The organism is Novosphingobium sp. Chol11 (assembly GCF_900218065.1).
In the GTDB taxonomy this organism is placed as follows: domain Bacteria; phylum Pseudomonadota; class Alphaproteobacteria; order Sphingomonadales; family Sphingomonadaceae; genus Sphingobium; species Sphingobium agri.
Genome location: NZ_OBMU01000003.1, coordinates 311,434 through 335,178, shown reverse-complemented (window position 1 = coordinate 335,178; position 23,745 = coordinate 311,434). Strand labels below are relative to the sequence as shown.

The window sequence follows — 23,745 nt, the reverse complement described above, 5'->3', positions numbered from 1 at the left end:
GCCGCAGCCCACCCCGCACATCTTATAGGCCGTCCAGACCCTTGCTGACCAGAATGTTCACCGCAACGCGGCGATTCTGGGCCTTGCCTTCAGGCGTATCGTTGCTCGCGACCGGATCGGCTTCGGACATGCCGGTCGGCGTCAGCATGCGGTAGGGCTTCCACTTGCAGGCCTGCTGCAGATAGTTGACGACCCGGCCAGCACGCTTCTCGCTAAGCTCCTGGTTATATTCCTCGTCACCCACGGAATCGGTGTAGCCAACGACCAGCAGCAGGGCATTGTTCATGCCCTCGGCGGTACTCGCCGCTGCGCACAGGTCATTCTTCGCCTGCGGCGACAGCACGGCCTTGCCAGTGTCGAAATTCACGTTGGTCGTGGCTTTGACATTATACTGGTCGATCTCGCTCATGCGTCCGCGCAGCGCATCGGTGGCTGCGGTCTGCTCGGCGAAGCGCTGGTCCGTGCCGTTGTAGATCATCGACGCGGTCTTCAGATCCTTGTTCTGAAGCTTGATCGCGCTCGCCACCAGGCCATCGCCCGACTGAAGCGTCTGGACGGTCACCGGCACGCCGTTCAGCAGCGAGGTTGCAGCCAGCCGCGCGCGACCAAGGCCCAGGAAGCCCTTGACGGCGCTGATCTTCGTCGCGTCGTTGATGGTGATCACCGACTTGGTGCCGTCTTCCGCCGTCACCTGCATCCTGTCACCGCTGCGCGCGGAGATGATTCCCTTGACCTCGGGGCCCTTGACGGCCTCGGCCGAAGGAACATAGGCGGTCGCCGAGACATCCGCCGCAGGCTGTTCCTGGGTCTGCGCCAGGCTGGCCGAAGACACCCCGCCAAGCAGGGTCAGCATTAAGAGACAATTATATCCCTTTGAAAAGACAGTCATCACGCTACTCCTTTTAAGATCCGGACAGTCGGGCCTGCTTCATTGCAGCTTTTCGTCCGACCGCCGATCGCGTGATGGCGTATTCAGCTGTCAGAACCCCCTCCATTACTTCACAAGATATGCCGCATGGCGCCAGAAATAGCGCCACGTGCGCCTTGCCTGTTCTTGCCAACCTTTCTCTTACATGAACAGCCTATTCTTGCCCTTACATGTTCGGCCATTGGAGCGTCTCGTGCGCCGGATGGATGCGCGTCGACATGCGCTTGATGCGTTCAGGGCGTTCGCGCACTCATCATGTCGGGCTTAGTCCATTTGTGGGTGGTCGCCACGAAGCTGGCAGGGAATAATGCCGCTCGCCACCCGCATAAGTGGGGGTATGGGCCCTCTCAACGGCCGTTAAGGAGAGACGATGACCGCCGACGATTATTTCGCCATTCAGAATGTGCTGTTCAGCTATCCCTTTGCGCTCGATGCCGGTGATTTCGATGCGGTGGGTGAATTGCTGGGCGATGCCGTGGTGCGCAGTGGTGGCGCGATCATGGCGGACCGCGATGCCGCAGCGGTGGCAAAGTCATTTCGCGACTGGGTGCTGACCTATGCCGACGGATCGCCGCGTACGCGCCACATGCTGGCCAATGTGATGATCGTGCTTGAAGGCGAGGGGAGGGCGAAAGTCAGTTCCTACGTCATGGTCTTCCAACAGGCGGATGGCGGCCCGCTTCAGCCGGTCATCGGCGGCGACTATCTCGACCGGCTGGAAAAGATCGACGGGCGGTGGCGCATTGTCGAACGGACCATGGGCAATGACCTGATCGGCGACCTGTCCCGTCACGGACGCGACTTCGGCATCATCCAGCCGACGCGCGCAAATGGCGCGCGGCCGCTGTCAGAATAGCGCAGCGCCGCCTTCACTCCCCAAGGAGAACAGCCAACCTCGCGGCTTGTGCTCTGACTGTGCTTAAAGATGCCACGGGCATGTCGGCTACATTCATCCTGGCTCTCCTTCTGTATTGCGTGGGAGAGAGTGCGGCCACGGCGAGCATCCGGGACACCTACAAATTGACTAGATGCAGCAGAAACTCTTGGCCAACCTCCCATCTGGGAAGCGGTAGCGCCAAGGCGGCTGCTAGAATCGTCGCCATAAAAAGGAGAGACATGATGAGCGACGATCCGGTGACAAACGGCCATGCGTGGCGCGCCTTTTGCAACGAACTGGCGGACCTGGGGGACCTTGTCCTCGATCCCTGCAATCCCGCCTCGCCGCTCGACCGGGCGGAGGGCTACCGCTACCTCACACGCCTCCTGCGCCTAGGGCTGGAGCAGCATGTGGAGGCGCGCGATACCAGCTTTCCCTTCTTCTACCAGCTCAGCCATACGACCGGGAAAATTGGCGCGGACAATCCCGACAATGTCTATTGGAATGCCCGGATCGACGGCCGGTTCGACTATCGGCTGACGGTGAAGCGCGGCACGATGGCTTACCTTTCGATCGTCGCCAACGCCTTCCGCTATCATGAGGATGGCACGAACAAGGCGACGGGCGCGCTCGTCGACAGCGAGATCATATGGGATGAGAATGGCGTCGCCGAGATCATCGCCAGCACGACGCCCCAGCCGAAGAACTGGCTGCGACTGGAGCCCGATGCGAGCATGATCATCGTCCGGCAAAGCTATCTGGACCGTACCAGGGAGAAACCCGGCGAATTCAGGATCGAACGCATCGATGGCCCCGCGACGCCCGCACCGCTCGACGCTACTGCGCTGGGCGCGGGGCTGAAGGAAACGACCGCGTTCATCCGTGGCATCGTCAGCACCTTCATCGACTGGTCGAAGCTGTTCCGCGAGACGCCTAATCAGTTTCCCGACATCGACCAATCGATGTTCCAGAAGGGCGGCGGGGCCAAGGATATCTTTTATGCTCATGCCTATTGGAAACTCGCACCCGATGAAGCCTGGGTGATCGAAGTCACGCCGCCGGACTGCTATTACTGGAATTTCCAGATCGACAATTGGTGGATGGAATCGCTCGACTATCGTTTCCTCAAAGTCACGGTGAACCAGAGCAGCGCGCGTCTGGAGCCGAACGGACGCCTCATCATGGTCGTCGCTGCGCAGGATCCGGGCTTTGGCAACTGGCTCGACACTGCCGGGCATGAGGAAGGAACGGCACTGCTTCGCTGGGCGGGAGCGACCAATCATCCCTTGCCGACGGCAAAGGTCGTGAAGCTGAGCGACCTCAGGCGATAAGTTCATGACCAAGGCATCGCCCCGTCGGCAAAGACGGGGTGATGTGTTGCTTCAATCTTCGCGCGTGAAGTTGTCCGGCCCCCAATAGGCGACCATTTCCGTGATCAGTCCCGCGTCGTCAAAGGTCATGACGTCGAGCGTTTCGACACGGTACACAGGGCGGCTGCGAAGGGTGCGGACGATGAAGGCCGCCGCTGCCTGATTGCCCGTGATGCGCACGGCGCCTTCCAGCTTCATGTCATTCGCGCCGCCCGATGCGGCAAAGCCGGCCTCGAAGAAGGACCGCAATGCAGCCTTGCCGTGATGGGAAGGCGCATTGGCCGGATCGCGCACCACCGCCTCCTCCGCGAACAGCGCAAGGATGCCCTCGACATCGCCCGCGCTTTGCCGTTCCGCATAAGCTGCGAAAACGGACCTTATATGGTCGGCAGGCGGCCCTTTGCTCTCCTGCGGGGCCATGTCACTCGCGATGCCGGGCAGCTCTGCCATCATGTTCTCCGTCGTATCAGGCGGATAGCCAAAGCAGGATGGGATCCATGCCGCCTCCCCCATTTGGACTAATCGCGGATCGGTGCGGCAGCGAAGGCATCTGCGCCAGGCGCTGGAACTCTATCAGCGGCTCGAACAATCAAGGCCGGAACGGGCCGTGAAGATCGAGGCTGTCGAGCAGTTCGCCGTCGGCACGATCCTGCTCGATTCCCCGTTCGCATCTACGCTCGATCTTCTCCAAGCTCGGGATAAACCGGCAGTTGCAGCTGGTTCACCTGATCCACACCAGCTTCCCCGAAACCTTGTAATTCAGCCCGATACCGGCCGCATCAGCTCGATCCGCACGCCATCGGGGTCGGCGCCATGCAGCAATTCGATCTGCGGCGTCTTCACATGCGCCTCTTTGACGAAATAGCCGCCCCGCTCGCTGAGCGCTGCTGATGTCTTTTCCGGCTCATCATCCCAGAAGGCCAGATGCGTCAGGCCAAAGCGATTGAGCGGCTGGCGCTCACGCGATCCGAAGCTGTCCGGTTCGAACACTTTCAAAAGCTCGACCGTGTTCCCCATTGAATCACGGACCATCTGCGCGCGCAGCTTGATGCCGGGCACCTCGTTGATCACGCCCAGCCAATCAAGTCCCTGATCCAGAACATAATTCTCCGCCGCCGTGAAGCCCAGCGCCTCATAATAGCGGAGCGACACGTCGATATCCTGCACGCAGATGCCGCTGTGCGAGAAGCGTTCCGCCTCGCCCGGTGCTTTCATCAACTCGACACGCACCCCATCGGGGTCGGTGCAATAAAGCATCGTCGTGTCGTTCCCGGCGAAATAGGCGCGCGTTTCTTCATAAACCTTGCCTCCCGCCTCACGGATCCGCGCGGCCCAGGCATCGATGTCGTCCACGTAAAAGGAAATGTGCACCAGCCCATATTGCAGCGTCGACCGCTTTTCCCGCGGGCCGGTCGCTGCAGGTGCCAGAAACTGGAGCAGTTCGATCACCGGCCCGTCGGCCCGCTTCAGCATCACCGCCCGCAACCGCACGCCCGGCAACTGCATGGTCTTTTCCATGTCGGGGCCTTCGATGACGCCATGGTCCTGATAGGGTTCGAAACCAAGCGCATCCTGATAGAAGCGCGCAGAGGTTTCGATGTCGCTCACGCAAATGCCGCGATGTGATAATGTGACCATAGCTCTCTCCTGGATAGAGGCCGCAGTCTGGGTGCCCCAGCCCGGTCCTTCTTTCGAAAATTCGCTTATGAATCACTCGTAGACGAGCAAGGTCGATGCGGCCACAAAGAATTACGCAGATGCACTCTTTTTGCCTGGCTTATCCCTGAAGATAGGTCGACCTAAGCGCTTCCATCTCCGCATCTCCCAAGCCCAGCCCCTCGCGAACATAAGCGTCAAAGCTACCATAACGCTTCGCCACTTCATCGAACGCGGCCTCCAGATAGCTGGCGCGCACAGTCATCACCGGGTCCAGATGGGCAGGATCGATCGGGCTGTTCGACTTGGCCAGCATCTCCTTCGCCCGCTCATTCTTCGCCTGGAGATAGACATTGCTCGCCAGATAATCCGCCATAACCGTTTCGCGCGGCACGCCAAGCAGCGTCAATATGACCGCGCTTGCCCAGCCGGTCCTGTCCTTCCCCGCTGTGCAGTGGTAGAGGATAGGCGCGCCATTCAGCTCATCCAGCAAGCCGGCATAGGCCCGCCGCGCGCTTCCCAGCGACACGAAATCGCGGTTCGCCGCCGTCAGCAGCTCCGCGCCCTTGCCCGCCGCGATCGCAGCCATCGCCTTGCGCATGTCACCGCCCAGCGATCCCTCGCTGTCCCCTGCAACATCCAGGATCAGGGGCTGGCTTCCGCGCGGCAGCCGGTCGGGCTCCCTCGTCCTCTCGCTCTGGGTCCGCAGGTCCGCGACCAGCCGCAGCCTCAGCTCTTCCATGGCCTTGAGGTCGGCATCGCTCACCCGATCGAGTTGGTCCGACCGAAACAGCAGCCCCATCTTCACCCACCGTCCATCGGTGGTGCGATAGCCGCCAATATCCCGCAGATTGGCGATGCTCGGCAAATGCAGCGCCCGATCCGCGATGACGAGCGGTGCGCCACGGTCTGGCACCAAAGTGAAATAAGGCCGCGCGCCCACCGCTGGCATGCTGACCGTGATGCTGTCCTTCCCGCGCCCACGGGCCACTGGCTCGCCTGTCAGCACGGGGGAGGGCGTTGACCCCGCATAAATGACGACATGGTCCACCCCCGCTGCGTCCCACGCGATCTGATAGTCGTCGCTCGTCCCAACCTTCGCCGCCGTCGCGGTCAGGAACGGTATCGGCCCGCTGCGCGCTTCGGAAGCAGGGGTGGCGCAACCCGCCAATCCGGCAACAGAAACGGCCAGAGCAGCAGTGACGAAGGCACGGCGGTCGAGCAGCAAAGCGGTCATCCTGCGATCACCCTCTCTGGGAAGAAATATTGCCGCCATCTACGACGATTTCCGACGCGGTGATATAGCTTGCCTCATCGGACAGGAGGAAGCGCACGACCCGTCCCACTTCTTCCGGCTCGCCCAGGCGGCCAAGCAGGATGCGCTTTTCGAAATAGCCTTCGGGCATGGCCTCGACCGCCGGGCGCATCATGGGTGTCAGGATCTGGCCGGGCGATACCGAATTGATGCGGATGCCATCTGCCGACAGCCGGTCGGCCATTGACCGGACCAGCGACAATATCCCGCCCTTGGCGGCGCTGTAGATCGGATTGAGCGCATTGCCGAGCGTTGCATTGATCGACGCGATCGCGACGATGGCCGAACCCGGCTGCGCGGCGAGGTCCTGCCGGATCGCCTGCACGATGAAGGCAAGCGAACGGAGATGGATCGCGATCCCGCTGTCCCAGCTTTCGGCCGTCAGCCCGTCGATCGACGCCGTATCCACGACGCCTGCGGCATGGACCAGCCCACCCGGCGCGCCGATCGCCTCGCGCGTTGCCGCAAGCGCCGCTTCGATGCCGCCCAGGTCTCGCAGGTCGATAGCTATGTTAGTCGCCGTCGTGCCATGCTCCGCCGTGATGGCGCGGGCCGCTTCAGCGCCCTTGCTGTCATCGATGTCCCATAGGGCGACCGGGCGTCCCACGGCGGCCAGCGCATGGGCGGACGCCAGGCCTATGCCAGATGCACCCCCGGTTATGATGACGGGCGAAGACGGCGATGCAAGAGCAGGGTTGAGCGACATGGGAAACTGTTCCTTCACTTGGGCGATGGGCCTTGTTTGTCGAAAAAGCCGTCGAGGCGGATGTTGCTGATCTGCGGTGCGCCATCTGCCAGTGACACCCACATGATATGATCCAGAGCTGCTGGATCGTCCGCCTTGGCTCCGGGCATTCCGCCGGTGACGCCCAGCTGGATATAATCCTGCTCCTTCCGGCGCTCATAGGCATATTTGTGAAAATGCCCGGCCAGCATGGTATAGGGACGGCCTTTCAGCATCGCCTCTATGCGTTCGAAGGCGGGCGACGCGACCTTCCACGCGGGCCGGTGCATCAACACGAATGTCCAACGCGGGCGCGGGTTGTCCGCCAGCGCCTTTCGCACCATTTCGATCTGTGTCGTGCTGATCGCGACACTTTCGGACGCGCGCAGCTTGGTGGCGAGTTCGCCTAGCCTGGGCTCGCGGGCAAACAGCGCCTCGGCCTGTGCAGCATCGCCCTGTAACGCGCCCATCACTTTGCCCATCGCCTCAGCGCCATAGGCTTCCAGCAATTTCTTGCGCGCTATCTTGGGCTGTGGTGGATCCTCGGTGTTGAGGATGATGAACAACGCGCCCTTGTAGCGGAAATGGTAATAGTCCGCGCCCAGCTTCGCGCGCCAGATCTGCCGCTGCACGTCGTTGGTCAGATCGTGATTGCCCGGCACATAGAAGAATGGGGTGTGGAGCTGGTCGATCGCACCGTTCACCTCCTTCCACTCCGTTTCGATCTGCGCCCGGTCTTCCGTATTCCCCTCGATCAGGTCGCCGATATTGATGACGAAGTCGGGGTGAAGCCGATCCACCTGCGCCAGCGCTTTCTCGAATATGCCGGGCCGGTGCTGTCCCGTCCGATCGCCGATGACGACGAAGCGCAGGCTGTCCGCCCCGGCAAAGGGGCGCGCTGTCCGCGCGACATCCTTCACTCCCGGCTGATAATCTCCGGCAGCGACACCCGCCGCCGAACAGGCAAGCGCCAGGACGGGCAGAGCAAGGCGGATCAGCTTCACTGTCCCTCCCCCCCTTAAAATTCGACGTTCAGGTCGATGCCATAGGTGCGCGGTTCCCCGAACAATGCGCCGGGGCGGCCGACATTGAACTGCATGATGTAATAATTCTTGTCCGTCAGATTGCGGCCCCACAGGCTCGCGCGGACGCCCTTCACGCCGGGAATGTCGCCCAGCGTCAGGCGGGCGTTCAGCAGGCCATAGTCGCCGATGATATATTTGCCGCTGCTGATCGTGCTGTTGGTGAACTTGTCGCTTTGCGCGGTGTAGTTGACGTTGGCGCTCAGCTGACCGATCGGCAGGCGGGGCAGGTCATAGGTCAGGTCCAGCGCGATTGTGTGCTTGGGCGCGTTGGTGAAGCGGTAATTGTCCGCGATATTCGTGCCGGTCGCGTCCAGGATCTCGTCATAGCGCGCGTCCAGATACCCATAGTTCACCGACAGGCGCAGGTTGCGCACCGGCGCCAGGGTCAGGTCGACCTCCACGCCCTTCACGGTCGCCTTGCCCGCATTCAGCACGTCGGTCAGGCGGATATTGGTCGGGTCCGACTGAACATTGACCTGAATGTCCGAATATTTTGAAATGAACGCCGCCGCATTGAAGCGCAGCCGGTTGTCCAGCCACTGGCTCTTGATGCCTGCTTCGTAGGACCAGAGCGTCTCTGGCCCGAAGCCTTCGTTGAACCGCCCGATGGAACTGGCGCGGACGTTGAAGCCGCCGCTCTTGTAGCCCTTCACCGCCTTGGCATAGACATTGACGTCCTCCGACGCGTCGAATGCGACGACGAAGCTGGGGCTGAAATCCTTGAACGTCTGGCTGCCATCGCCAAAGCCCGGCACCGTCGTGATCGGGCCGCCATTGACCTGCGTCTGGCGCGACAGCGTCGCTTCGCGCTTGTCCCAGCTTTGCCGCAGCCCGACAGTCAGGTGCAGCCGGTTGTCCAGCCATTGCGGCGTATAGGTCGCCTGGCCGAACAGCGCGTAGGAACGGTTTTCGATGGTCGCGGTGGTGAAGCTGCGCGTCAGTGTCGGCGGGCTGTAGCTGTTGCTGAAATTGTCGCCGCTTTCGGTGAAGTAATAGAAGCCCGCGACATATTGCAGTCCGCCGTCCAGCGCGTCGCCGATCAGCTGCACTTCCTCGCTCCACTGCTCCTGCTTTGCGCGGCTGCTGTTCTTTTGCAGCGGATTGGGGCCAAGGGCGCCTGTCAGATAATCCTGGTTCTGGAAATTATCGAGCTTGCGATAGCCGGTGATCGACCGCAGAGTCAGCGCGTCGCTGGCTTCCCATTCCGCCGTCAGGCTGTGGCCTTGCGCGGTGATGTCGTTGGGCAGGACGTCGCGCACCAGCGGGCTTCCCGCTTCGGGCCGTTCGAGCACCCGCGGATGAAGCGGCGAGAGCGCGACATAATAGGGCGTGTCGCCGATCTCCGTGCGATCATAACTGTAGCGCAGGCTGAACTGGTCCGAAGGCTGCCACAGCAGGTCAGCGCGCATCGCTTCCCGATCCTTGTCGCCCCACCGTTCGATGCCCGTGCCAGGATTGCGGATGAAGCCATCCTGCCGCTGGTTCACATAGGACAGCCGGGCCGCGAAGGTCTCGCCCAGCGGGATGTTGACCGCCGCCTTGAAGCGCCGGTTGTCATAATTGCCGATCGTCACCTGACCCTTGAAGCCGAAGTCGCCAAGGTCGGGCTTGCGGGTGATGAAGTTGATCGCGCCGCCGGTCGCATTGCGGCCATAAAGCGTGCCTTGCGGGCCGCGCAGCACTTCGATGCGCTCCAGATCCGCGACTTCCATCGCCAGGCCCTGGCTGCGCGCGACATAGACGCCGTCCATATAGACCGCGACGCCGCCATCCTGGGTGATCTGGTCATCGGACAGGCCCACGCCGCGCATGAAGATCTGCGTCGTCGCGGCATTGTTGGGGAAGGGGGTCAGCTGAAGGTTGGGGACTTGGGCGCGCAGGTCTGTCAGCCCGCTTATGCCCTTATTTTCCAGGTCCTGCGCGCTGAATGCGGCGATCGAAATCGGCGTATCCTGCAGTGATTCCTCGCGCTTTTGCGCGGTGACGACGATCTCCTCGATCGCGTTGCCTGCCTGATCCTGTGCCAGTGCGGGCAGGGCGGTCGAACTCATGAGCAGCGTGACGACGGAACGGGCAATCAGGTGATTCGGCATATATCCTCCCCGGGAAACTCCATGCTTCGGTGGGCCATCCGGCCGCATTCTCATCGAGCATGTGCGAATCTACCTACTAGTTCGTAGATAGTTGTGCAACTCCATTCTTGTCGCTACTTCATTCATGCAATCCGCGTTGCCACCGTCCCGCTCCACCGCATAAGAACATGATCATGACAGCAACCAGACAGACAGTCCGCCAGGCCAAGGGCGACGCCACCCGGCAACAGATACTCGACGCCGCCGAACGTATTTTCGCCGAAATCGGCTTCGCCGCCGCACGCCTCGATCATGTCGCGGAAAGCGTCGGCATCCGCCGCCCGTCGATCCTCTATTATTTCCCCGGCAAGCAGCAGCTTTACGACGAAGTCGAAGCGGACATCTTCGCGTCGATGCACGCCTTCGTCCTCAACCGGACCGAAGACGTCACCGAACCGATGGAGCGACTGCTCGCCCTGCTGGACGCCTGGCTGGATTTCCTCGTCAGCCGCCCCACCGCCGCGCGGATAATCCAGCGCCTCATCGCGGACTCGGCGGCCTACGGCAACAATCCGGTGCGCTTCTCGGAATCCGCGCTTCAGGATCTGGAGGATGTCGTCGCGGCAGGCGTCGCCAGCGGGCAGTTCCACCCTGTCTCGGCGATGGTTCTACTCAACACCGTCGCGGGCAGCGCATTGCATTATGTCTGCAACGCGCATCAGCTTGGTCCCTCACGTTCCTATGACCCGGCGGATCCCGCCCAACTGGCGCAGTTCCGCTCGATGATGCACCGCCTCGCCCGGGTGGCAGTGGCTCCGCAGGACTGACGGCGGCGTCTCGCGTCACTCCCGATCCGCCACCTCGCGTAAACGACCGCTGTCGGTAAGTTCGATCCAGCCATAACCAAGCCGGATCAGCCCGGCTCGTTCAAATGCGGTAAGGTGCAGGTTCACGGTCTTGCGGCTGAAGCCGATCATTTCCGCGAATGTCTGTTGGCTCAGACTGACGATCAGCCCGCGCTCCGACGAAGTAGCCGAAGCCAGTAGGCGTGCAGCGATCCTTTGTCGGGGCGGCAGGGCCATCAGTTCCGCCAGCATGTGCAGGGTTCTGCGCATGTTCGTGTAGGCAAAGTCGGCAATGGCTCGCCATATTTCCGGCCGGTTCTCGGCAATCAGTTCCAGCGCCGCCTCGCTGATCTCCAGCAGGATACTCGGCCGCACCGATATGGCCGTCACCAATCGGGGACCGCCGCTGAACTTCGTTGCGTGGCCCAGGACCGATCCAGGACCGGAAAGCCCGATCATCACCTGCCTGTCGCCCGGCGCGGTGCAGTAGGAATGGAACAGGCCGTCGATCACGATGAAAAGCCCGCCCCGCTCATCCCCCTGCGTCTGCGCCCATTGGCCCGTTCCAAGATGGATCAGCCGCCCGTGCGCAAGGAGTTCTTCCGCCAGCGCGGCGGGATAATCCCGCAGCCAGTCCGTGCTGCGCAAGAGACGCAGCGCCGATGTGCGCTCACTGATTTTCACCCGGCCGAATGTAACAGGGGTGACATTCTTCCGCCAAAAACTTCTCTAGCCTCTGCGGCAAAAATATGGAGAGAGTGCCATGACCGCCGCAACAGGGAAGGTCGTGAGGATCGGTGGGGCTACCGCATCCTTTTCCGACACGGCATTGTCGGTGCCGCAGCTGCTGGACGGCGGCAGGCTTGACTATCTTGTCTTCGATTATCTGGCCGAAGGATCCATGGGCCTTTTCGGGCGGATGCAAGCCGCTGATCCATCAGCGGGATATGGCACCGATTTTCTGGCCGTCCATGTCGGACCTCATCTGCGCCAGATCGCGGCCCAAGGCGTGAAGGTCGTCGCCAATGCCGGGGGCGTCAATCCGGCAGGACTGGCGGCCGCGCTCGACCGCATGATCGCGGAGGCAGGGCTCTCTCTTACCGTCGCTTATGTCGAGGGCGACGATCTGCGCTCGCAAGTCGAGCAGCTGAGGGCCGCTGGCCACCGCGACATGTTCACGGGCGCGGCTTTCCCTGACAATGTCATTAGCGCCAACGCCTATCTCGGCGCCTTTCCCATTGCGGTGGCGCTGGAGAAGGGCGCCGACATCGTCGTCACCGGGCGGGTGGTGGATAGCGCCATCGTCCTGGGGCCGCTGATCCACGAATTTGGCTGGGGCGAAGGGGATTTCGACTTGCTGGCGGCGGGGACGCTGGCGGGACACTTGCTGGAGTGCGGCGCTCAGGTCACGGGCGGCACCTTCACCGACTGGCGCGATGTGCTGGATTGGGCAAATATCGGTTTTCCGATCGGGGAATGTCATGCGGACGGGACCATGATCCTGACCAAGCCCGAAGGGACGGGTGGCCTCGTTTCGATCGGCACTGTTGCCGAGCAGCTGCTCTACGAAGTCAGCGATCCGGCGGACTATATCGTCGCCGACGTCTGCTGCGACTTCAGTGAGGTCAGGCTGGAGCAGCAAGGCAAGGACCGGGTGAGGGTTTCCGGCGCGAAGGGCCGCCCGCCGACCGAAAGCTACAAGGTTTGCGTCACCTCGGACGGCGGATGGCGCGCCGTCGCCTACCAGCCGATCATCGGTGAGCAGGCCGCAGAAAAAGCGAGGCGGCAGTCCGAAGCGCTCTATGCGCGCAGCCGGGCGCTGCTGCGCGCCCATAATCTGGCCGACTTCACCGAAACCGACACCGTCATCATTGGTGAAGATGCAAGCTTTGGACCGCATGGCGGCGGGGCGGGCGCACGGGAAGTCATCTGCAAGATGGTCGTGGATCATCCCGACCGCCGGGGAGCGGATCTATTTGCCCGCGAACAATGGGCGGGCATCAGCGGCATGGCGGTCGGCACCACGATCAACCTCGCCACCACGGTGCTGCCCAAGACCGAGATATTCCTGTTCCTGGTCAGCAAGAGCGGCATCGTGCCACAGGTGACCGTTCTTGGTGAAACCTGGCCGGTGCCAGTGCCTGTGGGCCAGCCTGCATCTGTCCTGCCGAGGGCACCGCAACCAGTTCCCGATACGCCACCCGGAGCGGTCGCCGTCGACCTGATCCGGCTCGCATGGGCGCGCAGCGGCGACAAGGGGCACTTGTTCAACGTCGCCGTCATCGCGCGTCACCCGCAATATCTGCCTTGGCTCCGCCTGTCTCTAACCCCTCAAGCGGTGGCGGACTGGTATCGTCATTTGGCGTCGGGCGACGACCTTCCTCGGGTCGATCGCTATGAAGCGCCGGGGCTGCACGCTCTCAATTTGGTGGTCTGCGACGCCCTTGCTGGCGGCATCAATGCCAGTACCCGGCTCGACCCCGCCGCCAAGGGGATGGCGCAAATGCTGCTTCGCTTTCCAGTCCTTGTTCCTCCCGATCTGGCTGCCACGATCGGCGGGCATGACTTCGCTAACGGAGATCGTTGAGATGGCCGATTATTCCTATCTGATGAGGGGCATCAAGACGGTGGAAACCGACAGCAGCGTGCTCGTCAGTTCCTCCCGCTATCTGAATAACGCACGCGTCCGGAATTGGGTGGCGACTCATTTGCTCCGGCGAAACGGACCTGACGTGCCCACCCCTTCGGATTCGATCCAGCTCGTGCAGATACTTCGCGAGGTTCAGGACATCGATCATATCAACGCCCTGTTTGCCGCGGAACGGCAGAAGAATCCGGCACTCGATGCATGGTTTAGCGAAGGTTTCGTCTCGACCTTCGGACGCGATGACCTCAAACATTATGGCCCGGACACGGTTGGGGGCATCTTCTATGCGCAGTTGACCGGCAATGATCTTCAGGTCGATATTGTCCCGCCATTCACACCGCGCAACGACTTCGAATATTTCCAGCTGCGCGCCGGGCAGACGCACGATCTTGAACATATTCTGGGCGGCGGCGGCTTTGACTTCATCGGCGAACTGGTGCCCTATTATATGCGGCTCACCAATTTATTCGTGCATATGAGCCCGGAACTGGCGGGGGAGCTTTCCGCCTTCTCCATTCTCGGCTCCACGCGCATCATTACCCGCGCGGTTCTCCATTACCCCCAGACCTGGCTGGTGGTTCAGGACGCGGTGGAAAGGGGCGCGAAGGTCGGCCGGGAATCCGACCCGCTTTACATGATGCGCTACGAAGACGTGTTCGATCTGACGCCGGATCAAGCCCGCGAACAGCTGGGGGTGAGGGGCGTACGAATGGCCGATACCGCCACCGCATCGGCGCAGTGGTGCTGATCACCATTATATGTCCAAAAGGCGGTCCAATTCCTCGATGTAGAGCTGATAGGCGGGCCCAATCTCCCCATGGCTCGCGATGTGTTGGTCCACTTGCGCGGCGGCTTCGCCCAGGTTGCTGAAGCCCAAGGTGCCCGCCAGGCCCGCAATCTTGTGGGCGGCCGCTCCTATCCGTTCGAGATCGCTTTCGCGCACGCTCTCAGGGGCCGGAAGCTGCGCGCGTTCCTCGCGGCAGCGGGCCACGAACTTGTCCCGCACCGCCATCATTCGCGCGCCTGCGTCCGTCGTCACGGCAGATAGTCCCGAACCGTGGCGCTGAGCGCCATCGAATCGAACGGCTTCGCGATCACGCCCGCCGCGCCCAACGAGATCAGATGGTCCACGTCCGCGCGCGCGCTCCGGGCGGTGACGAATACCACGGGAATATTGGCGGTCTCGGGGTCCTCCCGCAACCGCGCCAAGGTGGCTGGCCCGTCCATGCCCGGCATCATGAAGTCGAGCAGGATGAGCGCGGGCCGCCAGCTTGCCGCCGCTTCCAAGGCGGCCTGACCGCCGTCGCACAGCCGTACCTCCAGCTCAGGGTCGAGGCTCAGCGCTATATCCACGACTTCGCGGATATCCTCTTCATCATCCACATAAAGGATGCGGACCATGGTCACTTCCCTCCTTCGGGGCTGGTCTGCCGCCACAAACGCTCGACCGTCGCCACCAGATGATCGATCGACGTCCGCGATTTGGTGAGGAAGGCCTGCACGCTGGCCGCAGCCTCATTGTCGGCATCCTGTGCGGAAAAGATGATGACCGGTATCTGTCCCGCCGCCTTCAGGTCGGGAAGCAGGAGCGATCCCGGCCCATCCGTCAGGCCCAGGTCCAATATCGCGAGGTCGAATGGCTGGCGGCCAAGCGCCGCTCGCGCCTCGCGCAGTGTCGCAACCGATGTCAGTTCGACCTGATCCTCCAGCGCCGTGGCGATCAGGCGGAGTACGTCCGGATCATCATCGACATGCAGGATGCGCGGCTTCCCGTCGCGCTGCCCGCCGAACAGCGTGTGCTTGACCGCATCCAGCATCTGGTCCGTAGGCAAGGGCTTTTGCAGCCAATCGATGATCGGCAGCGCCTCTGCTTCTACAGAGCCCGCCCGGCTGTCGGCGGAGATCATCAGGATCGGCGGGTGGGACCCGTCCTCCAACGCCCGCAGCGAACGGACGAGCGAGATGCCGCCGCCCTCCGGCAGGTCGGAGTCGATGAGGATCAGGCGGTAGCTGCGCGCGCGCGCCGCCGCCAATGCAGCGGACCCGTCATGCACCACGTCGCAGGGGAATCCGGCATTCGCCAATATCTCCTGCATGTCGGCGGAGGTCTGCCGATCCCCTTCGCAGATGAGGATACGGCCTTCTTCCTCCGCCTTGTCCGGCGCCGTCGCTGGCAGGTCGATGTGGAAGCGGGTGCCGACGCCCGTCTCCGTGTCGAAGCTGACGCTGCCGCCGAGCCGGGTCACCATCTCCCGAACGATGCTGAGCCCCAGCCCGGTGCCGCCCTTGGCCCGACTGTCTGAACTGTCGGCCTGCGCGAAACGGCTGAAAACCCGTTCCCGGAAATCTTCGTCGATGCCGGGGCCATGATCGCAGATGCTGATCCTGTGCGCCGCGCCTGAAGGTTGCAGAACGACCTCTACCGCCGCGCCCGCCGGAGAGAATTTGACCGCGTTTGAAATCAGGTTGGTGATGATCTGCATCAGCCGGTCCGGATCAGCCCACACATAGGCGCGCGGTCCGTCGATTTGCAGTTCCAGGCTGATCTGATACCGGTCGGCAAAGCCGCGATTGGCCTCGATCGCCTGTTGCAGAAAATCCGAAAGGTCGATCAGCTGGTTCTTGAAGACCATCCGCCCGCTGTCGATCTTCTCCAGGTCCAATATGTCATTGATCAGGCGGACGAGCCGCTCGGCGTTGCTATGCGCGATCGTGATCAGCCGCTGTGCGCGGTCCCCCAGCTCCCCGCCCGCGCCCCCGGCCAGAAGGCTGAGGGACCCTGCGATGGATGTGAGCGGCGTCCGCAATTCATGGCTGACGCTTGCGACGAATTCCGACTTGATCCGCTCGACCCGCTTGCGCTCGCTGATGTCGCGAACCACCGCCACATAATGAGTGCCGTCATTCAGTTCGACAGCGGTTATCGCAACGTCGGAAGGGAAAACCGTGCCGTCCTTGCGGCGGCCAGGTATCTCCTGAATATGCCCCGGATGCCCTTCGCTCAGATTCATGCTGCGCAGATAGGCTGCGACCTGTCCTCGCGGAGGCTGGTTGGCGAACAGCATGCCGACGTCCCGCCGCAGCATGTCGCTATCTTCATAGCCGAAAATCCTCGCACCCGCCCGGTTCACGCCCTCGATGCTGCCGCTCGGATTGAGGATGAGGATGCCGTCCATCGCCGCGTCGAGAATGGCTTTGCGGCGACGGGACACATCGTCCAGGCGCGCGAGGGCGGCCCCCCTGGCTTTCAGCGTCCGGAGAATGACGATTCCTGCCGCACAGAGCAGGATGGCCAGAAAGCTGAGGAGGGAAAAGGCACGGCCACGCAGCTGCTTCTGCGCCTTGTCTGCCAGTGCGGATGTGTGCGCCAGCTGCTTGGCCTCGACCGCTTGCTGCCGACCAATCTCGGCGCGAAGGCGATCCATCAGCAGCTTGCCGCGCCCGCTGACCACCATGGCCAGCGCCCGATCCCTGCCGCCACGGGCGTTGGAGGATATCGCCTCCTGCACGAAGGCCAGCTTTTCACGCGACAGCGTGCGGAGCGTGTCGAGGCCCTTCTGCTGCTCCGCCGACACCGAAAGCGCCTGCATCCGATTGAAGCTGTCCGGAATTGCGTGGAGAGCGGCTTCGTAGGGCTCGAGAAACTCACGCCGATTGGTCATCAGATAGCCGCGCTGCCCTGTCTCCGCATCCTGATGCTCGGACAGCATGTCCTGCATCAGCGACCGGCGGTCATAGGAGCGGATGACCTCAAGGCGCAGCTGGGCCGCATTGTCCGCCTGCGCCACAAGGATGAGGCCGACAGCCAATATGATGACCGGAATGGCGACCGCCACCACCCACAGCATGGTTTGTCGAAGACCAGGCATGGTCATCGGCGGCGTTCTCCGGCAAACAGCGCTTAAAAGACCTGGCTGAGCCCTATGGATAGATAAGGCCGCGCATTGCGGCCCTTCTGTTCGGTCGCGCCGGCTGAAAGCTGCCCCGTCCAGCCGCCGCCGATCGCGGTCGAAATATAGGCGCCCAGACCGCCGCGCTTATAGGTGGGATCGCCCTGCAAAGTCGCTTCCAAGCCCAGCCGCGTATCGCTCTGCCGGTTGACCGCTTGGGTGAGGCGGAGCTGCGCCATGTAGCTTTCATTGCGGATGCCCCAGCTTCCGAACCAGCCGAGGCGCAGGCGATCACCCAACACGCCATCCGTCTGGACGCCCACGTCCCATCGTGAACCCTGCAGCTTATTGCCCGGATCATTGGGGTCGAGATCGGTTTTCGTGAAGCGCGGCCCCGCACCGATATTCGCCCAGCCCCAGGACCCGGACGTCTGATAGACGAGGGCGGCTTCCGCGCCGATATAGGTGGCCTCGATCCGTTCGGTGGTGCGATAGCGATACGTCCCGCCATTTACCCCGGCGCGGACGGCAAGGCCGTGGCCGAGCGAGTTGCCGGGAAGAGAGATCAACCCGCCGCCATATCCTCCCGCGCCGTCGCCGACAGAACCGCCCGCGTAGATCACGCCCCGGTCCTGCGCCAGCGCCGCCTGCCCCGAAAGCGCTGAAACGGCGAGGAGGGCCAGAAAGCGAAGTGAAATCATTCGATTGTTTCCCGACGGCGGATTGTTGCCGCTGCATAACGTGCGATGGGGTGGAAGGGACAGCCCAAAAACGGCGTTAACGCTCGATTTACCGTATTTTCGGAAAATCTTTGCCATTCAAAGCCTTCCTGTCCGGCGGCTTGGCCGTTAGATGGGGAGGGTGGGGCAGGCTTGTTTTTGGAGAAACGCAGGAATCTCATGACCGCGGAGCCGCTCCCCATTACCAGCCTCAACATACTCATCGTCGACGACGATGACCTGTTTCTTGAGGTGCTGGCGCTGGAGATGGAGGCGCTCGGCTGCTCGGTGCAGGTCGCAGGCGATGGGGCGGCCGCTCTTGCGCATGTGCAATTGGCGCCGGTCGATGTCCTCATCACCGATTGGCAGATGCCGGGCATGGATGGCCTTGAGCTCGTGCGGCAGGTGAGGGCGGCGGCGGTGCAGAACCGCTTTCTCCACATCGTCATGATGACCGCGCGCGGCGACAACAACACGATCCGGGCCGCCACGCTTGCGGGCGTCGACGATTTCCTGTTCAAGCCGCTCGATCCGCTGCAACTGGAACTGACGGTCGCCTCGGCCCGGCGCAATGTGCGCCTGCATCGCAGCCTGGAGCGGCGGAACCGCCATTTGGCGCAGGCGCATGATCGTATCCGGGCGGCCTATCGCCATGTGCGGGCTGACCTCGATGCGGCGGCTGCGCTGCATCACAAGCTGTTGCCCAATGACAAGGAAATGAACGGCGTGCGCATCGCGTGGGCGCATCAGCCAGCGATGAACATGAGCGGCGATACGCTGGGCGTGTCGCGGCAGGACGACAAGATTCTCTTTTTCCTCGCCGATGTTCAGGGGCATGGCGTGCCCGCCGCGCTCGCATCCTTTCACCTGCATCACCGGCTGGTCCAGCTTGCACCCGGCGATCCGGCGGCGCTGGCGTCCGCGATCGAGCAGCTCAATCGGGAGATCGAGGGGCAGCCCAATGAAAATTATGCGACGCTGATCTGCGGCCTGCTCTCGCCGCATGAAGGGCGCGCCTGGATCATCCGTGCTGGCCATCCAGATCCGCTGATCGTCGGGTCAGGCGGCGTGTCCACCCTGCGCCTGGACGGTGGTTTTCCGCTCGGCTGGTTCAGTGATGCTACGTTCATCCCTGAAGAAGTCACGTTGGAACCCCGGACGCGGCTGATACTCTTTTCCGACGGCGTCACCGAATGCGCCGACCGCGAAGGCACGCAATTGGAGGTCGCGGGGCTCAGCGAGTTGCTGCGCGAGGGGGCCGACGAGCCGCTGGAACTGATGGTCGAACGGGTGAAGGCCGCCGTCGCGATGCGGCGGGGCACGCGCGGTTTTGACGATGATATCTCGCTTCTCGCGATTGAAATGGCATAGATAGACAAGGGTGAAGGAATGACGGCGATCATCACTATGGATGGGGATGTGGCCCTGGTAGAGGTGCAGGCGACGCGGTTCGATGCCGCCGAAGCCCCGGCATTCAAGGCGGACCTCGCCAAGGGCATCGATGGTGGTCCGCGCAAGGTCGTGCTGGACCTCACGCGCGTCGCTTTCATGGACAGCACGGCGCTCGGCGCGCTGGTGTCGCTCCTCAAGATGCTGGGCAAGGACGGCTCGCTCGCCATCGCGGGGGCGCAGCCTGCGGTGCGCCGCCTGTTCGAACTGACGCGCCTCGACGCTGTGTTCCGGCTTGCCGAGACGGTCCCGGATGCAAGAGCGCTCGTGCGTGGCTGAGGAGGGCGCTGTCCGCCTGTACCCCGCCCGGCTGGAAGAGGTCGGTCAGTTGAGCGAGCATGTCCGCGCCCTCTGCGAAGCCGCCGCTGTTCCACCCGAAGCGATGATCGACATCGAGTTGGCGCTTGCAGAGGCCGCCAACAACATCATCATCCATGGCTATCGCGGCCGGAGCGACGGCATGATCGGCGTGGACGTGCAGATCGTGCCCGGCTCCGTATCGCTCGAACTCCGGGATCAGGGCGAAGCGGTTCCCGAAGGACTGTTTTCCAGATGCCGCACCATCTCCGCTGATGCGGAGAGCGGCCGCGGTGTCGGGATCATCCAGTCGTGCATCGACCAGATCGATTATCGGAGCGAAGGCGGCACGAACCGGCTGCGTCTCACAAAGCGCCTCAGCCGCTGACCGGCGCGCCATCCTCTAACACCGCTCGCCCTGAGCTTTTCGAAGCGCTCCCGCGGCAATCGCCCGCCGTCACTTCAAACTGGCAGGCAACTTGTCCGTGATGGATTGAGGCGGAGCCTTCCCGGTCTCCTGGCGAAGCGCATCATCCTCCATCCTGACGACGATGCTTCCGGCGATGGCCAGAATGGCTGCCATCAGCAAATGGCTCCGCCCTCTTCTAAAACCTTCTTTCCAGTTCATCCTGCCTCTTCCTCGGTGGGTCGCCACAGGGCCGCACGGACCATGATCGACATGCCCAGAATGTTGTTGAGACCCCACAGGCCGTTGGCGATCAGGCCGCCGAGCGTGTAATTGCCAAAGCCCAGCCATAGCGCTGTCGCCGCCCAGCAGAATGCGGCAAAGGTTCCGATCATTAAAGCCAGCTGCGGCCAGACCAGGTGCAGATAATGGCCGTCCTGCCGATCCTTGGGCGTGACCGGGAACTTGATCTTCTGCTTTCGCACCACCGCCCAGAGCGCCTGGAGCGAGATCGGGAAGGACGCCATATAGCTGACCTTCCCCTTATAGCCCGAAATGCCCCAGGTCCCGAACATGATGGCAAGCTCGGTCACGATCAGGAACGGCAGCGCCCGATCGAAAAAGTCGCCCGTATAGGCGGAAACCGGCGCGACCGACGTCATTAGATAGACGATCGGCGCCAGCAGGAACACAAGGTTCCAGAGCGCGCCCATATAGGACCAGAATGTCGTCAAATACATGAGCCGCTGGCCGAGCGACAAACCCTTGGCCGTCACGGGATTGTCGTGGAAGAAAATGTCCAGGCTCCCGCCTGCATATTTGAACCGCTGGATGCTCCAGCTGAGCAGGTCCTGCGGCGAGAGCATCTTCGATTCCACATGCGGGTGAAGCACGGATTTCCACCGCCGTTCGCGGTCCTGATGCAGCACGATCGTGGTGTAGATGTCTTCCGACACATGGAATTTATAGGGCGTCAGCTCCTCGGCCTGCGCGGCTTGCCAGCGGGCGAGCGCTTGCGCCGCCGGATCGGCGCGGCGGCGGACGAGCTTGGCGATGCGCGATTTCGCATCGCCCGTAGCGTGGGCGATGGCATCGGCATAGGCACGCAGCGCGACGAACATTACGGCCTCGCGCCGGTGGATCGATCCCGCCCCGCAGCAGAAGGCGGCGTTATAGGCGTTGCGGCGGCGCTGGATCACGTCGAAGAATAGCTGTGGGTCATTGACGAACGGGTCCTCGCCGATGCGTATCTCGCCAAAGATCCGTTCGACCGCTCCGCCGACCGCGCTGCCCACCCCTCCAAATTTGCGGCCCATCCAGTCCTTCAGCCGCTCGCCTTCGGGCAGATCATAAAACCAGTGCGGCGTCTGCACGAAAGCTACGTCAGGATCGCGGAAATAGCCGAGCGTCCGCTCCAGCATCGTCGGAAATGGCCGCGTGTCAGCATCGCAGATCACGATGAAGTCGCCGCTCGTCTGCTCCATGGCGTTGCGCAGATTGCCCGCCTTGAAGCCGACATTATTGTCGCGGCTGATATAGTTGACGCCTTCCTCCTCCGCGACAGCCCGCATCGTGTCGCGGCGTCCATCGTCGAGAATATGCACCTTCACGTCGATGGGATGAGGGTAGCGCACGGCCTTGGCGTCGCGGATGCTCAGCCGCACCAATTCCTCATCCTCATTATAGGTGGCGATGAAGATATCGACCGAGATGGGCCGATCATCCTCGCTGCCCGCCGATCCCACGCATTCGCTGGTCCGCGCTGGGGGTGCGCGCAGCGGATAGTCCTTCACCTTCCACAGGTTGAGCGTGAAGAGAATGAGCCCGAAATAGGCGCAAGTCTCCGCGATCACCAAAGGGATAGCGAACCACAACGCGTCCCAGTTCAGCGAATCTGTCCAGCGCCACAACAGATAGCGCGCGCCCAGCAACAGCATCATCAGCGCCAATGTCTGCCAGATCAACTCGATCAATCGCGAATGAGGCAGCGGCTCTGGCGGTCGTCGATCCTCAAAGCGATTGAAATAGAAATCCACGGGCGTCCTTCCGGCTTCTCGGGTCGATTCCAACGCCCCCTTGCTGGCCGCAATGGAGCGGGAGGAAGGCTAGGTCTTCAAGATTAATCTTGCAACACAAGAGGTTGGCGCTAGCGCCTCCTCATAGGGCAACTAACTGCGCCCGTCCGTCCGCAGACCTTCTAGAAACAGGAGCGCACATTCCCGGGCGTAAATCTGGCGATCCTTCTCCGCAGGCGGCGTGCTCGCCGTGAAGAAACGGACCGCGAATGTCGCGAGGGTGTAGAAGATGCGCGTCGCCATATGGCTCGGGCGTGGCAGCCCCAAGGCATGAAGCTGCGTCTCCAGCGCATCGCCCAGCCGCCGCACGCGGCCTTCATAAAATAGCTGAGCGAGATCGGGAAGGAAATCAGCCTCCACCACCAACAGCCGGTGCATGCGCAAGTTCGCCGGTTCAAGATGCCGGTCCAACGCCTCCCGCGCGAGCGCGGCAAGCGCCGCTTCGGGCTCGTCACTCACGGGGATCTGCGTAAACGGGCGCTGGCTCGCCTCGAAAATGTCGCGCTGCACGATATAGCGCAGCAGATTTTCCTTGTTGCCGAACTGCCGGTAGATCGTAGCCTTGCTCACCCGCACCGCAGCGGCGATCCGGTCGATGCTGGCCCGGCGATAGCCATGTTCCAGAAATTCGCTCGTCGCCGCATCCAGCAGCGCCAGCAGCTTGTCGGCAGAAAGGCGCATCGCCGGACCACCCTCGCGTGCAGGCGGCTCGATCGCGGGAGCAGGGACAGCGTCGCGCGTAACATCCGTCACGCTGCGATAGCCGTCCAGGAACAGATGCACCGCACAATCCACGATGCGTTTCTGCGCGGCCTTGCCGGGCAGTTCGGTGCCCAGAAAATAGCGCGCGCCTTCCACCGCCATGCCGCCAAAGCGGATGGCCATGGCCATCGTGTCGCAGGCTATGATGACGCCATCGGCGATAAGCTGGTCGAGATGATCGGCGAGTGGCTGCGACGATGCCAGACGCTTCTCGTGCAGCTCCGCGGCCAATTCCGGAACATGGTTAGCAGCCGCGATATTGGCGCGGAACAGGCCGAAATTCACGGGCTCGGCAAAACCCTCGAACAGCCGCATGGCATAGCGCGTCAGCGTGTCTTCCGCATTTGCCCCGCGATCGATGGCCCTGAGGTTGAGCCACGCACCGTTCAATTTGCTGCGGACGGCGGCCTCGAACAAAGCGAGCTTGCTTGGATAAAGCTCGTAGATGCTCTGCTTGCTCATATGGGCGACGGCGGCGATCCGATCGACGCTCGTTCGCTCAAAGCCATCGGCCAGGAATACTTGGCCCGCGGCGTTCAGGATCTGGGTCCGGTTATCGCGCTCGGCATGCACGGGTTGAGAAGTGATTTCGACCATCTGGGCCTATCTTAACCGCCGGACGGGGCGC

At 62.4% G+C, this 23,745-nt stretch carries 23 protein-coding genes; 8 read left to right on the top strand and 15 right to left on the bottom strand.

Annotation, left to right across the window (positions count from 1 at the left end):
* Positions 1–22 precede the first annotated feature (22 nt).
* On the bottom strand, positions 23–889 hold the full coding sequence (locus tag NCHOL11_RS16235) for an OmpA family protein (RefSeq protein ID WP_097093603.1): 867 nt from the start codon (positions 887–889) through the stop codon (positions 23–25).
* 409 nt (positions 890–1,298) lie between these two features.
* Between NCHOL11_RS16235 and NCHOL11_RS16230 the strand changes: the two genes are divergently transcribed.
* Together NCHOL11_RS16230 and NCHOL11_RS16225 are read left to right on the top strand one after the other, a co-directional pair.
* Positions 1,299–1,784, top strand: coding sequence for a nuclear transport factor 2 family protein (locus NCHOL11_RS16230; protein ID WP_097093602.1), 486 nt, complete (start codon positions 1,299–1,301; stop codon positions 1,782–1,784).
* A gap of 263 nt (positions 1,785–2,047) precedes the next feature.
* The gene (locus tag NCHOL11_RS16225) at positions 2,048–3,136 is read left to right on the top strand and encodes a DUF1214 domain-containing protein (protein WP_097093682.1); all 1,089 of its coding nucleotides are present in this window, start codon (positions 2,048–2,050) and stop codon (positions 3,134–3,136) included.
* Between the two features lie 51 nt (positions 3,137–3,187).
* On the opposite strand, the gene NCHOL11_RS16220 is transcribed toward NCHOL11_RS16225, so the two are convergent.
* From NCHOL11_RS16220 to NCHOL11_RS16195, 6 genes are all read right to left on the bottom strand, one after another.
* Entirely contained in the window at positions 3,188–3,625 is a 438-nt protein-coding gene (locus tag NCHOL11_RS16220) for a nuclear transport factor 2 family protein (RefSeq protein ID WP_176502334.1), read from the bottom strand.
* 309 nt (positions 3,626–3,934) lie between these two features.
* Complete coding sequence (locus NCHOL11_RS16215) at positions 3,935–4,813, bottom strand: VOC family protein (RefSeq protein WP_097093600.1); 879 nt, start codon at positions 4,811–4,813, stop codon at positions 3,935–3,937.
* A gap of 139 nt (positions 4,814–4,952) precedes the next feature.
* Positions 4,953–6,068, bottom strand: coding sequence for a tyrosine-protein phosphatase (locus NCHOL11_RS16210; RefSeq protein ID WP_097093599.1), 1,116 nt, complete (start codon positions 6,066–6,068; stop codon positions 4,953–4,955).
* Between the two features lie 7 nt (positions 6,069–6,075).
* Positions 6,076–6,852, bottom strand: a complete 777-nt coding sequence (locus NCHOL11_RS16205; RefSeq protein WP_097093681.1) for an SDR family NAD(P)-dependent oxidoreductase — start codon at positions 6,850–6,852, stop codon at positions 6,076–6,078.
* A gap of 14 nt (positions 6,853–6,866) precedes the next feature.
* Positions 6,867–7,874, bottom strand: a complete 1,008-nt coding sequence (locus NCHOL11_RS16200; RefSeq protein ID WP_176502333.1) for a metallophosphoesterase family protein — start codon at positions 7,872–7,874, stop codon at positions 6,867–6,869.
* Positions 7,875–7,888: 14 nt separating this feature from the next.
* Positions 7,889–10,048, bottom strand: a complete 2,160-nt coding sequence (locus NCHOL11_RS16195; protein ID WP_097093598.1) for a TonB-dependent receptor — start codon at positions 10,046–10,048, stop codon at positions 7,889–7,891.
* Between the two features lie 173 nt (positions 10,049–10,221).
* Here NCHOL11_RS16195 and NCHOL11_RS16190 point away from each other — a divergent pair, with 173 nt between their 5' ends.
* Positions 10,222–10,854, top strand: a complete 633-nt coding sequence (locus NCHOL11_RS16190) for a TetR/AcrR family transcriptional regulator (protein ID WP_097093679.1) — start codon at positions 10,222–10,224, stop codon at positions 10,852–10,854.
* A 15-nt stretch (positions 10,855–10,869) separates the two neighbouring features.
* Here NCHOL11_RS16190 and NCHOL11_RS16185 read toward each other — a convergent pair whose 3' ends face one another.
* A complete protein-coding gene (locus tag NCHOL11_RS16185) occupies positions 10,870–11,556 on the bottom strand; it encodes a Crp/Fnr family transcriptional regulator (RefSeq protein WP_097093597.1) in 687 nt (228 codons plus the stop codon).
* A 79-nt stretch (positions 11,557–11,635) separates the two neighbouring features.
* Between NCHOL11_RS16185 and NCHOL11_RS16180 the strand changes: the two genes are divergently transcribed.
* Both NCHOL11_RS16180 and NCHOL11_RS16175 read left to right on the top strand, forming a co-directional pair.
* Complete coding sequence (locus NCHOL11_RS16180; RefSeq protein WP_097093596.1) at positions 11,636–13,459, top strand: acyclic terpene utilization AtuA family protein; 1,824 nt, start codon at positions 11,636–11,638, stop codon at positions 13,457–13,459.
* On the top strand, positions 13,434–14,267 hold the full coding sequence (locus tag NCHOL11_RS16175) for a hypothetical protein (RefSeq protein WP_255254881.1): 834 nt from the start codon (positions 13,434–13,436) through the stop codon (positions 14,265–14,267). Before NCHOL11_RS16180 ends, NCHOL11_RS16175 begins: the two co-directional genes overlap by 26 nt.
* Before the next feature lie 6 nt (positions 14,268–14,273).
* On the opposite strand, the gene NCHOL11_RS16170 is transcribed toward NCHOL11_RS16175, so the two are convergent.
* The 4 genes from NCHOL11_RS16170 to bcsS are packed head-to-tail and all read right to left on the bottom strand — an operon-like array spanning position 14,274 to position 18,110.
* Complete coding sequence (locus tag NCHOL11_RS16170) at positions 14,274–14,558, bottom strand: Hpt domain-containing protein (RefSeq protein ID WP_097093594.1); 285 nt, start codon at positions 14,556–14,558, stop codon at positions 14,274–14,276.
* Positions 14,555–14,920, bottom strand: coding sequence for a response regulator (locus NCHOL11_RS16165; protein ID WP_097093593.1), 366 nt, complete (start codon positions 14,918–14,920; stop codon positions 14,555–14,557). The genes NCHOL11_RS16170 and NCHOL11_RS16165 overlap by 4 nt, the downstream gene beginning before the upstream one ends.
* A 2-nt stretch (positions 14,921–14,922) precedes the next feature.
* On the bottom strand, positions 14,923–17,394 hold the full coding sequence (locus tag NCHOL11_RS16160) for an ATP-binding protein (protein ID WP_097093592.1): 2,472 nt from the start codon (positions 17,392–17,394) through the stop codon (positions 14,923–14,925).
* Between the two features lie 26 nt (positions 17,395–17,420).
* Positions 17,421–18,110: a cellulose biosynthesis protein BcsS gene (gene bcsS / locus NCHOL11_RS16155; RefSeq protein ID WP_176502332.1), complete on the bottom strand. Its 690-nt coding sequence runs from the start codon at positions 18,108–18,110 to the stop codon at positions 17,421–17,423.
* A gap of 198 nt (positions 18,111–18,308) precedes the next feature.
* Here bcsS and NCHOL11_RS16150 point away from each other — a divergent pair, with 198 nt between their 5' ends.
* The 3 genes from NCHOL11_RS16150 to NCHOL11_RS16140 are packed head-to-tail and all read left to right on the top strand — an operon-like array spanning position 18,309 to position 20,262.
* Positions 18,309–19,499, top strand: coding sequence for a PP2C family protein-serine/threonine phosphatase (locus NCHOL11_RS16150; RefSeq protein ID WP_176502331.1), 1,191 nt, complete (start codon positions 18,309–18,311; stop codon positions 19,497–19,499).
* 18 nt (positions 19,500–19,517) lie between these two features.
* Positions 19,518–19,856 (top strand): STAS domain-containing protein, encoded by a 339-nt coding sequence (locus tag NCHOL11_RS16145; protein WP_097093590.1) that lies wholly within the window; start codon positions 19,518–19,520, stop codon positions 19,854–19,856.
* A complete protein-coding gene (locus tag NCHOL11_RS16140) occupies positions 19,849–20,262 on the top strand; it encodes an ATP-binding protein (protein WP_176502330.1) in 414 nt (137 codons plus the stop codon). Before NCHOL11_RS16145 ends, NCHOL11_RS16140 begins: the two co-directional genes overlap by 8 nt.
* Positions 20,263–20,331: 69 nt before the next feature.
* Here the strand turns inward: NCHOL11_RS16140 and NCHOL11_RS18680 are convergent, their stop codons facing one another.
* The 3 genes from NCHOL11_RS18680 to NCHOL11_RS16130 all read right to left on the bottom strand — a co-directional run bounded on the left by NCHOL11_RS18680 (position 20,332) and on the right by NCHOL11_RS16130 (position 23,714).
* Positions 20,332–20,457, bottom strand: coding sequence for a hypothetical protein (locus NCHOL11_RS18680; RefSeq protein ID WP_255254880.1), 126 nt, complete (start codon positions 20,455–20,457; stop codon positions 20,332–20,334).
* 41 nt (positions 20,458–20,498) lie between these two features.
* Complete coding sequence (locus tag NCHOL11_RS16135; protein ID WP_255254879.1) at positions 20,499–22,253, bottom strand: glycosyltransferase family 2 protein; 1,755 nt, start codon at positions 22,251–22,253, stop codon at positions 20,499–20,501.
* 195 nt (positions 22,254–22,448) lie between these two features.
* Positions 22,449–23,714 carry a TetR/AcrR family transcriptional regulator gene (locus NCHOL11_RS16130; RefSeq protein ID WP_097093588.1) on the bottom strand — a complete coding sequence of 422 codons (1,266 nt, stop codon included), beginning with the start codon at positions 23,712–23,714 and terminating at the stop codon, positions 22,449–22,451.
* Positions 23,715–23,745: the final 31 nt, after the last annotated feature.